Raw genomic sequence first — 9,455 nt, 5'->3', positions numbered from 1 at the left:
CCCTTATATGACTTCCTAATTTCTAAAGATTTTTTTATAGAAAAAGAGTATGAAAAATATTTTTTGATAGGAAATGATTTCACTTTGGAAAATAATTATGAGTATACAATAAGAATGATAAAAGAGATAATATCAGCATTGTATTATCATAACGATGAAGTTACCATTGATTTTACTTATACAAGATACACAGATTTCCCAGCTCTATTTTTTTTTTCAAGACTACTTAAAGAAATTAAAAGTATAAAAAAAATGTTAGATAAAAAGCTGACAGTTTTAAGTAGTAATGTTGTTTTTAAAATTTGTCCCTCTAAAAATTCTAAAAAAGTTAATAATTTATTAGTTGTTTCTGATCTTATTCCTTATTTTAATTTAGGGAGAGAAGACGATAAGCTTAATCCTAAGTCTGCAATATTTTTAGAGGGGAAAAAAGCTCAAAAACACTATAATCAAAATAAAAAAGGTTTATACACAACTAAAATCGTTGAATATGTTGACAAATGCTTAGACACTCATAATTTTGAATTGATTTCTGAAGGAAAAAATAAATTGGATGGAATGATATCAGAAATTCTTAATAATGCTGAAGATCACGGCTCATTTAACGAATGGTATGTTGCAGCTAATTTTTTTCAAGAAGAAACTGGTAACCCTGAAGATATTGTTGGAGAATTGAACCTATGCTTTTTAAATTTTGGCGATTCAATTTATCAAGGATTCCAAAAAACCAAAGCAGATAATGCAATAATGTTCAACGAATTAGAATCATTTTTAAATTCACAAAAGAAAATTAAAGGGAGTGATAAATTTACAGATGAAAATCTATTTACACTTTACTCTCTTCAAGAAGGGGTTAGTCGATTAAAGTTTGAACGTGAAAGCAGAGGGACGGGGACAATATCTTTTATAAATTCCTTTTTTTCGATAGGTGATTTTGAAGATGTTGATAGAAACTATATACCAATTATGCAAATAGTAAGTGGGCATACATTTCTAAAATGTGAAAAAAAGTATGCTCCTTTTGAGAAGGATGGAGTTAATTGCCTAACTTTGAACTCTGAAAAGAGTTTTGACAAACTTCCTGATTCAAAGTCACTTTTTCACAGAAATGGTGAATTCCCTGGAACTTTGTTATACGCAAGAATTTACATTAACGAGAAATATTTAACAAATAAAATAAATGATAATGGAAAAGGAAAAGATTGACATCAACCTTAATAGGTTTAAGGTTAGTCAAAGTACTGTTTTCACTGGTCGCCCACAAGGTGAAAAAGTCAGGAAAGAAATTGACTTAGATAAATTTGATAAAGATGATAGTACTGAAGTTAATATTCGTATTCCTCAAGGTACAACTTCAATAAATCCTTCATTCTTTCTTGGATTATTGTATGACAGTATTAAATCGCTTGGATTAGAAAAGTTTAACAAAAAATATAGATTCATTCTTGAAGATACAAACCTAGAAATAAAAAAACTTTTGGAAAGAAACATCACCGATGGCTTTAAATATGCTGAAAACTCTCTTCAGCAGAAAACTGGATTAAGCGTTTTTTTTGATAGTCTCCTGAGAAATTAATATGGATTTATTGAAATTTTTAAAAGACAATACAACTTTAGCCCCATTTCTTGGGGCTTTTATTGTTTTATTAACCTTTATTGCTAATATAGTTATTAACAGAATATTTCAAAAAGAACAGATAAGGAGAGAATGGTACACTAAGTTTTTGATTGAACCTAATTTAAAGAAAATCGATGAATTCTATAAAAATACCTGTGAACTATATGAAAATTCATCAATTCTGTTTAAAGTTAATCATGATATAAATATTCAAGTTGCTCAATCTAAAAAATTTCAAGATTTAAAAGAAGAATTTGAATCAGACATAATCTCAATAATATGTTCTTCGAAACAAGCCTCTATTTTTAGGATTACAAACCAAGTAATTGTACCATTGTCAGATATTTTTATTGGAGATTTGGCAAATTCTACTCATACTGAAGATGAAGTAAAAAATACTTTAAATAAACTTCGACATAATAAAAGTAAGCTTATAGAAATTTTGTTTAAGCCAATAAAATAAGTATCTCATTATTCAAAATAATGATTAATCAATAATTACAAGACATTTATTTTACGATTAATGACTTGTAATTAATAAAAATTACTAAAATTCTGCTTTCTCAAATTTGCCTATTTAATTAATTCTGACTTTATTAAATAATGCATTCTGAGCTAACAATTCATTTTTAAGAAATATCATTATTTTACAATCCTAAAAAATGTCAATTTATGTCTTAGTTTCTATTGCTAATACATTAGTAACGAATCTTCTCCCTCTATTTTGTGCACCTATAACTACAACAAAATACTGAAACCACAAAAAAGCAAAATAATATATACTAATTGGCCATTTGCCAATTACAAGAACAGGAATCCCGATAAAAATTATAAAAAGGAAACATAATGATGTTAAATCTCTTGCTAATAAGAAGGCTCCATGACTCTCCGAAACAATAACATCTAATATATTCTTTTTATAAATTTTATACCATAGTTTATTTTGTTCTACTGGATTTTGAGGTAAAATTCCGTAAATCTCTTTCAATTTTTTTCTATCAATTCTTGTATCTTCCTTACTCAGTTTTGAAAAAGCCTCAGAACCAGGTAAAGGATTTTTCAATTTCCAAAAAACCAGAATAGCTTTTTGATTGCTAGATATAAGTCCATTTAGCACAAACAATAATAATGGAGCTATAGAAGCTCCTAGAAATTTTTGGATAAAAACAAGGTCAAATCCATTTGTTAGCTCTTTAAAATACTCGGGTAACACAATACCACATAGGATTAATATGTTAGCTGATAATAAAACCCATAGCTGAGGAGTATTTTTTGACTTTAAATTTACTTCTTTCTCCATATAAAAATACCTTGATTAGAAAATGTAAGGAAATAATCCTGTTGGGGTCATAATAGATAAAAAAACAGGTAAAGGAGTATGTAGTTGACTACATTCAACTTTATGTTGATTAACACTTAACATATCCTGTTGACTAAGAAGATTTGGACCATTAGGGTGCGTATGCCACTCTCCCATATATCCAATTTGCCCCCCAGACTTATGTTCTATTTCTAAAATTTGCTCTGCCAAATCGTTATGACCTCTAATGAACTGAACAGGGCTTTTCTTGCTGTCAACAGGTGCAGTAATTATTCCAGTAATATGAATTGTCTTTGTTTTATAATTACAAACACCCACAAAAACACCTCCCGTTTCAGTTTGTCCCGCAAGTGAAAATTCATTAGCTAAGTGTTCAATAATGCCCGGTTTAAAACGAATCGTCCAACTAGAATCATTAACAGCTTGAAAAACATCAAATGGTTTAACATTTAACACTTGTGTTTCAATCTTGTAATCTTCTGTATCTATAATATTGTTTAAATAAATTTTCCCATGCTTAGTCGAAGTAGCCATTTCTCTCTTAAGAACCCCCGAAAAGTATGAAGCATGTGATGATATTTTATCATCTGATAAAATTGTGGTTTCAGAATTACAGCCAACACCCACTTGAACAATTAAACTACTTGATTGAGCTGTTTTTTGTTCTCTTTGAAGCCAGCTTTGAATATTTTTATTATTCTCTGATAGGCTGTATAAATATGATTGTAAATCATCTACTCTTGGATTTCTTGATTCACCTTCATTATACATTATTCCTAAATTTCCAAAATCTGAAATGCATGCACTAACAACTTTATTTGTATCCAAACTTTTTAACGTAACTAATTTATTAAAGAATGCTTCGGATGCAGTAAAATCTAATATCCAATTATACTTTTCGAAAGTTTCTTTCTTGTCTATTAGCCCTTCTTTAAAAGATGTACCACTTCTAACATTCGTTTGTTCATAAGGATATATTTTCTTTATTTTTTCTGCTAATGCTTCTGCTTTATTTTGTCCCTCATCATCTCCAAACAAGGCATGTCTGACTAAATTATGCGGAGAAATATAATCTGGGTCAATCAAAGTCAAGTTTGTTTGTCCAGATCTTGCCAAGTGCATTATTATCTTAGAACCGATGGCACCACATCCAAAAACAACGTGTCTTTCATTATTTAAAGCTATATTCCAGCCTGATATATTACTAGCTAATTTTTTAGTTAGAGGCTGATTGTGTGATAGCATATCGATAGATACGTTATTGATAATTTTTTCATCTTCAATGTCGCTAGAAGTTACCTTAAAGCGTAGGTTTATGAATTCAATATTCGATGAATAGCCAATCAGTTGACTAGGTCTACGTATTCCAATTATTACAGGAAAATAGATATACTCGTTTATTTCATTATAAATAGTGATAAATTTCTCAAAGTCTTGATGTTTTATATTGTAATACTCACAGAACGTTTTGAATTCTTCCCATGATCTTGGAATATTTACTTCATATTCTCGTTTTACTACATCTTCTTCACTCCATAGTACATATCCGAAATAATATCTCTTTCTTGTAACATCTTCGTTGTCTTTTTTACGTTCCTCATCAACTTCCTTAATAGTGGTAAGTACATTCTTGTCAGTAATGAGCTTAACAAATTTGTATGTATATCTTCCCTCACTACTAGGACGTTCAAACAAAGCAATTGAAAATTTATCTCCAAATTCAACAGCCGTCTTATTTGTAATAACAGTCAGAATGGTATCATAATCATAAATTATACTCCCAGAATATCCTTCCAGCCTCAACGGTTCGTACTGTTCACCATTTTCAGTTAATTCTCCTGTAGCAGCATCTCTAAGCCAATTACTTATGCGTATAACAAGGTCTTCAATCCTCTTATTTGCATACCACTCATCTGCATTACCTCTTACATAACAAAAAGCAGGTGGACGATTATTGACTGCAACATATAAATGAGCAAGGTTATTTTTTGGAAAATCTAATCTATTAGTATATACTCTTGGAGCTGAAACTGGATAATTGATTAAATCAAACACTAAAATAATAGGTTCTACTCCTCTAATATCCAAATTTTCAAAATTACCCAAATTGGGTAAATCAACGCCGATTTCAAGTGGAATGGCGATTTTATTATTTCCCCAATCTAAAATTTTTATTTTATCACCTTTCAGGTTCTCTAGGGATTTAAGAGAATCCTGGAGTTCAGGATTCTCTATATTCATGGGAAAAAGCGGTAAGCCGTCACTAAACTTCTCCATTTCCATATTTTGAAGGGGTGTTTAAAGTACCTAAACTTGCACTTCCTACAACCTTAGCTGTACCTTCAGTCTGCCTTGGTTTTACAATTCCTTGAGATGTAATCTCAAACTCAATTGGCTGAGGAATTTTGTTAATTATGTTGTAAGTAGTTGTATTAAGGAAATTACCTTCAGTTACTTTTTTAACGTACTCGCACTTAGCCTCATAATGCGGTGGATTATCATCATCATTTAAAATCTTCTTACTTGAAGCAATCACTTTAGCATTGTTTCTCTTATAATCTAAGACTTTTAAAGATGTTTCTTTCGGGTCAGGATGTTCTGCTTGAGGCCTGTCATTAAAAAATGACCAAGAGCAATGATGAGGAGATAAAAACAAATCCCAAAATAACGCATGCTCATTTTTGTATTTTCTAGTTTTTTCTAAAATAATACACCATGAGGTATGGTCAGAATCCCCTCCAAACATTGCAAGAGTAGAAAAGCCTTGTTGATAAAAGGTATTTTTAAATCTAGCTTGGAATACAATACTTGTGGAATTCTTTTTATCATCTCCAAGTGCTTCAAGGTGCTCCTTGAATGGTGCATGAATAAAAATAGAGAACAATATTTGATCTTTATCGTTAAACCGAGTGACAATATCTCCTGGTATAGCTCTTAAATGATTTAAATCTTCATAGTCTTGATTTCCATCATAACCAATAATTTTAATTCTATTACCAGGATCATCCTTTTTAGGATTTTTATTACGATGGAGATTGAGTCGACGTTCCGCTTCTAGCTGGTGGGCATCTTCGTCATCATTTGAGTTTTCTTCTGCAATCATTGGAGAAAACCACATAGTATCAATCCGAATAAGCTCTTTTTTTTTGTCAGCCTCTGAATAATTTTCAGGGTCACCTAGATAGAAGTGTTTTTTTAAACCTCTACAGTGATCTTGGTCACCATGTGTAAGAATAAATACATCAACATAAGGAACACCGTTAATATTTTGTACACTTTGTAATAAATCTTTCTTCACATCATAGATGTCTTCATTATCACACTTCCTGATGTTACAATCAACTAAAATAGTTGTTTTGTCTTCCAGCGTTATTAAGGACATATCTCCGTTGTCCACTGGGTAATACTTAATAATTGCATTTGCCATTTAATTCTCTTTTTTTCAATTAATATTATAATTCACATCGCCTATCCAATTACCTGAAAAGGATAGTCCCAGCAGAAATATTAGTAAAGCCGGATGATAATCGACCATCGTAAAAAAGAAAATGACAATTATATTTGCACAAATAATGGGTTTGTCTATTTTTGTGTTGTTCTAATAACAATATCAAATTATCCATTTCCAAATAATGGGTCATAATTGAAATTTTAAGCATAGTTTAAGTTGTCGCATTTCATAAGCTATGCTTGAATTTCTCTAATATTTTTATTCGCATTTATATTCTATTTCTTTCTCAAATATTCTACCTCCTTTTTTAAATCATTAATTGTTTCTGTAAGTTCTTTACCTGCTTTGAGATATTCCATTGGAAAACCTTCTTTAAGCTCGTACATCAATAAGTAATATATTGGTTTTAGCATAGTTTTAAGATCCAAACCATTTGACGCGCTAAACATATCTAAAGCTACAGTATATTCTTTTTTAGCAATAAGTAACAGGAAAAATTCTACAAGTTCAGAAAATATCCTGTTAGAATAATTATCATCGTCATCACTACTACTATGTAAAATAACAGCTTGCTTTTTTACGATGTCTATCGCTTCCGTCAGGTTATCATTCCACAAAAGTATTTTAGCATAGAGTAATTCGAATCGACTATTTGTATCGTTTGGTTTATATTTTTCAAGTAGTTCTTGTGCAAATATTTTCTTATCCGTTCTCTTAGACCTATAGATGCTCTGTATCCAGCACCCAATCACTGAAATATCTCCTAATTCGATAGCTTTCTCAAACATTTCATCCGACTTCTCGAACATGCCTTTTCTGTTAAAAAGATGAGCAAGCTGATGTGCCGATTCTGCATCTTTATGTAACACTCCTTCTTCAAAAACGCCAATGGCTTTGTCATTTTGTTTTCTCTTTATATATAACCTTGCTAGTTGATTATATCCATCAATTTCACCCTTCTCAATTGCCACCTTAAATTGCTCCTCTGCCTTTTTGAAACTTGGTCTACTTTTCAACAGGTAGAATCTCCCCAGATTTATGTTGCTATCCTCTTCATTTTCTTCAACTGCTTTAAGAAGAGCTGTCTCAGCCTCCTTTTTCTTTTTCATTTTGGAAAACAATTTGGCCAAAGCAGTATAGGATTTATCTAATTTTGCTTCCACTGCGTATTTAAAATACTTTTCAGCCATTTCAAAATCATTAAGTTCTAAGTATATATTTCCTAAAGAGAGTTGCGATTGCTTAAAGTTTTTGGATAAAGCTTGATTGTGATATTTTATTGCCAATTCATAATCCTTTTTCCTTTTATAGATGCTACCAAGCCTGTTAGCAGCATACGGATGAGGATGTGGCAGTGTTAGAGCCTTTTCATAATATTCTATAGCGGTATCGGGATCATTTAAATGAAGGTCGTGAATAATTCCTAACGTAAGAGATATGAATGTATTTTGATTATCTAAGTCCCACGCTGAATTTGCAGCTTCAAGTGCTTTTTGATGATCTCCTCGCATTAAATATACAGATGTCGCTAGTATAAAATAATCAACATCTTTATTTTCCACGTCTTTAAGCCGACTAACAGCTTCATCAAAACGCTCATCCTTTACTAGCTTTTTAATATCCTCTAAAACATCTTTTTTAGAAGTCTTGGCACCTTTTAGCAGTCTATTCGGCAAAATGGAATTGGTAGTACTAATCAACTCTTCTTTTAAGTTGTCTGGAATGTTTTCACAAGACAAAAATGTATTGCCCATATCGATTGCAGCAGCAACATCATATTTACCATCTTTAAGATTACTAATATGATTTTTAAGTCTTTTGGTAAGTTCACTTTCATCGCACCATGCATCGAAAAATCGCACTAGCCATATCACATTTTCTTTGTCATGCTTCCTTCCAAATCTCATCAAATACCAAATATTCATAAAGCGTTCCTTTATTCGGTATAAATGATTCTTTGTAGAAGTAGGTATTTTTTCAATTAGCTGATTTTTTTCTAAATATGACAGGATTGATGATATGTTTTTGCTTTCTAATCTTGTTCGTTTTGCAATTTCTTTAACGGAAATAGCATCCCACTTTCTAGCTATAGCATCTATAACCTTTTGTTGTTGAGTGGATAACTGATCTAATTCAGATTTGTACAATAATGTTAAAGTGTCAATTAAAAGGTAAAGATCCTTAATAGCTTTACCATTCTCGTTATCTAAAAAAATTTGGAAAAGGTAAGATATTGTCCTTGGGACACCACCGGTCAACCTTCTTAATGCTTCAACTCTCCCTGGGTAGCTATAAATAATTTCCCTTATCTGTTCCTCTTCTCCGTATTGCACACCGATTCTAATCAGAAGTTTTTCGCAATCCTCTTGTGTCAAGCCATCCAATTGTACAGTATTGAAAAACCTGTAAAATGGGTCACCAAAATCAATAGTCCCGTCATTATATGAAGTAGATGATCCAATTATCCTAAAATGAGATTTACTGGTTAAAATCGATTTAAGCCTTTTTCTCTCTTCTTCATTAAGTTTCTTCAGAAAAAAGTTTATATTTTCAATAAATAGAATCGCAGTTTTATTTTTTGACTTTAAAAACTTCTGCAACAGCGTAAATGATGCTTGTTCATAGTCTTCTTGAGTATCGATAATTTTATCAATAGAATCTGACAGTTTTTCTTTATAAAAATTATCCTCAATACAAATAGCTACGGCTTCCCAAAGATTTGTTAGATCAGATAAGTTATATTGTTCTTCTGAGAAGATTATAGGTAAATAAATTTCTGATAGTTGGTTTTCATCTAGTATTGCGTAGTTCAATCTATGCATCAAAGTAGTCTTTCCAGCTCCACGCTGGCCAATGATAATGTTGTTTAGGAATTTACCATCACTATCTGTGTTCAATAAAGCATTTTTGATATGTTCAAACTCATTTGTTCGAACTACAAATCCATCAATGATAGAAGACTTCGATTTACTTCCTGTGTTATTTCTTAAATAAATATCTTGATTGCCCATATTTTGACGATAAAACTTTCGTCAAAATTAGCAACTTTTTTTAATCTTCAATAA

The 9,455-nt window shown here is 31.0% G+C and carries 7 protein-coding genes; 3 read left to right on the top strand and 4 right to left on the bottom strand.

Translation table 11 applies throughout. From position 1 onward, the window contains the following. From AC07XN_RS21425 to AC07XN_RS21415, 3 genes are all read left to right on the top strand, one after another. The coding region (locus tag AC07XN_RS21425) for a hypothetical protein (RefSeq protein WP_494744531.1) at positions 1–1,206 on the top strand (1,206 nt) is incomplete at its 5' end. Then, on the top strand, positions 1,187–1,576 hold the full coding sequence (locus AC07XN_RS21420; RefSeq protein WP_494744530.1) for a hypothetical protein: 390 nt from the start codon (positions 1,187–1,189) through the stop codon (positions 1,574–1,576). The genes AC07XN_RS21425 and AC07XN_RS21420, both read left to right, overlap by 20 nt. A gap of 1 nt (position 1,577) precedes the next feature. Then, the gene (locus AC07XN_RS21415; protein ID WP_494744529.1) at positions 1,578–2,081 is read left to right on the top strand and encodes a hypothetical protein; all 504 of its coding nucleotides are present in this window, start codon (positions 1,578–1,580) and stop codon (positions 2,079–2,081) included. A 207-nt stretch (positions 2,082–2,288) separates the two neighbouring features. On the opposite strand, the gene AC07XN_RS21410 is transcribed toward AC07XN_RS21415, so the two are convergent. The 4 genes from AC07XN_RS21410 to AC07XN_RS21395 all read right to left on the bottom strand — a co-directional run bounded on the left by AC07XN_RS21410 (position 2,289) and on the right by AC07XN_RS21395 (position 9,401). Then, on the bottom strand, positions 2,289–2,918 hold the full coding sequence (locus AC07XN_RS21410; RefSeq protein WP_494744528.1) for a hypothetical protein: 630 nt from the start codon (positions 2,916–2,918) through the stop codon (positions 2,289–2,291). A gap of 15 nt (positions 2,919–2,933) precedes the next feature. Continuing rightward, positions 2,934–5,222: an anti-phage 6A-MBL system cap2_3 protein gene (gene cap2-3 / locus AC07XN_RS21405; RefSeq protein ID WP_494744527.1), complete on the bottom strand. Its 2,289-nt coding sequence runs from the start codon at positions 5,220–5,222 to the stop codon at positions 2,934–2,936. Next, positions 5,203–6,366: an anti-phage 6A-MBL system MBL-fold protein gene (gene mblB / locus AC07XN_RS21400; protein ID WP_494744526.1), complete on the bottom strand. Its 1,164-nt coding sequence runs from the start codon at positions 6,364–6,366 to the stop codon at positions 5,203–5,205. Before mblB ends, cap2-3 begins: the two co-directional genes overlap by 20 nt. Positions 6,367–6,665: 299 nt before the next feature. Continuing rightward, positions 6,666–9,401 (bottom strand): tetratricopeptide repeat protein, encoded by a 2,736-nt coding sequence (locus AC07XN_RS21395; RefSeq protein WP_494744525.1) that lies wholly within the window; start codon positions 9,399–9,401, stop codon positions 6,666–6,668. Between the last annotated feature and the right edge of the window lie 54 nt (positions 9,402–9,455).

This window comes from Arcicella sp. GW458-12-2-14-TSB2, assembly GCF_059423785.1.
The sequence above is the reverse complement of the archived record's forward strand: the minus strand, read 5'-3'. Positions and strand labels throughout refer to the sequence as shown.

Coding starts and splice junctions, on each gene's coding strand:
- AC07XN_RS21420 (WP_494744530.1), top strand. CDS start 1,187: ATGGAAAAGGAAAAGATTGACATCAACCTTAATAGGTTTAAGGTTAGT.
- AC07XN_RS21415 (WP_494744529.1), top strand. CDS start 1,578: ATGGATTTATTGAAATTTTTAAAAGACAATACAACTTTAGCCCCATTT.
- AC07XN_RS21410 (WP_494744528.1), bottom strand. CDS start 2,918: ATGGAGAAAGAAGTAAATTTAAAGTCAAAAAATACTCCTCAGCTATGG.
- cap2-3 (WP_494744527.1), bottom strand. CDS start 5,222: ATGGAAATGGAGAAGTTTAGTGACGGCTTACCGCTTTTTCCCATGAAT.
- mblB (WP_494744526.1), bottom strand. CDS start 6,366: ATGGCAAATGCAATTATTAAGTATTACCCAGTGGACAACGGAGATATG.
- AC07XN_RS21395 (WP_494744525.1), bottom strand. CDS start 9,401: ATGGGCAATCAAGATATTTATTTAAGAAATAACACAGGAAGTAAATCG.